Source organism: Marinobacter gelidimuriae (assembly GCF_000372805.1).
In the GTDB taxonomy this organism is placed as follows: domain Bacteria; phylum Pseudomonadota; class Gammaproteobacteria; order Pseudomonadales; family Oleiphilaceae; genus Marinobacter; species Marinobacter gelidimuriae.
In genome coordinates, this window is sequence record NZ_KB889852.1 from 1 (window position 1) to 1,526 (window position 1,526).

The window sequence follows — 1,526 nt, forward strand, 5'->3', positions numbered from 1 at the left end:
TAGTCGCAGACCTGTCGCAGGCAACGGGTGTACAGATCGATGGTCTTGGGGCTTTTGCCGCGCAGGGTGAGTTCGGTGAGGTAGCGTTGGTGCAGAGCTTGAAAACGAGCGTGTTCGTTAGCGTTCATCACACTTCTCCTGACAGGCCCTCCGAAATGGAAGGGGTCAGAGAAGTACAGTCGAATTTGACCTCTGCCGCATAGCGGCTTCGTTCAACCAGTCATTCAAGTTCGTTCCCGGCCTGGCGCCGTCCACCGGACGCCCCTGACGGGCCGCCGCTTAATTCAGCGTTATGTGTCCAAAAACACCTAGACATCTGTTCGTCAACCCAAGAAGGAGAGAAATATGAATATCAGATCATTCATTTATACAGGATTATTAGTATGTTTTTCAGTCCCCGCGATTGCACAGACTTCGTGCAGTACCGATTCGTTCGGTACTACTCGATGTAGCAATGGCCAAACATTCAGTACCGATTCATTTGGCACTACTCGAGACAATCGGGGTAATTCTTGGAGTACTGATTCTTTTGGTACAACTAGAGGTAGTAATGGTAGTTCCTATAGCACTGATTCATTCGGCACAACCAGAGACAATAGTGGTAACTCATGGAGTACAGATTCGTTTGGGACAACTAGAGGTAGCAATGGAACGTCATGCAGTACTGATTCATTCGGTACTACTCGTTGCAACTAACACATAACAAATAGCTTCAGCGGACAGTTTAAAGCGTCACTTTTTTTGCCTTCGCAAAAACGTGCCGCTTTAAACCGCCGCTGAGCAAGGCGTTAAGCACATAAAAGGAGAAATGAAGTAAATGAAATTTATATCAGCATTTTTGTTGGCTTTTTTAGTAGTTGGTTGTTCTTCGATGCCTGGGATGCCCGGCTATATAGAGGTTACTAAATCAAGCTTTGATGGCTCAACTCAATTAAGTATGGAGCCAGCATTTGTATTTCGAAACAATGATGGTTTTAGTGGTAGTGATCTACAAATGTCTTTGTTATGGCGTTCAGCTATGAACAATAATGACGTGGTATTAATAGCTCAAGTTTCTGGTGCAAAAAGTATTGCGCGTGGTGACTCTCTACATTTCAATATTGACGGTCAAATTGAAAGTCTCAAATCCATAGATGAGCTTACTAACATTGATTATGAGCCTGGTGTTTATTCAGCAGTTTATATTCCTGGGCAAAACATATCTTCAAAACGTTATGTCGTAAGCAAAGAGTTTATCGACAAAATTCTCAATGCTTCTAGCGTCAAAGTTAAACTAGATTTATCTCAATCGTTTGTAGAGGGTATCTTTACAGATACAACAACATCATCAGCTTATGGTGCATTTAAAGAGTTTGTAGAAAAGGCTAAGCTCAGTGGTTATTAATGCTTAACCAACAGCTCCACCGGATAAATGTTCGCTGTCACCTTTTGGTAAGCGCCAATAAATCAGCACCTACATTTCGGCTCGCCAATTGCACACACTGATTTCCTCACCCATTCCATGAGGAATCAGCATGACCCCAACC

Annotated in this window: 1 protein-coding gene; it reads left to right on the forward strand. The window is 43.4% G+C overall.

What is annotated here, in order from left to right; translation table 11 throughout:
• The first annotated feature begins 817 nt into the window (after positions 1-817).
• The gene (locus A3OI_RS22560; RefSeq protein WP_155903010.1) at positions 818-1,384 is read left to right on the forward strand and encodes a hypothetical protein; all 567 of its coding nucleotides are present in this window, start codon (positions 818-820) and stop codon (positions 1,382-1,384) included.
• The last annotated feature ends 142 nt before the right edge of the window (positions 1,385-1,526 follow it).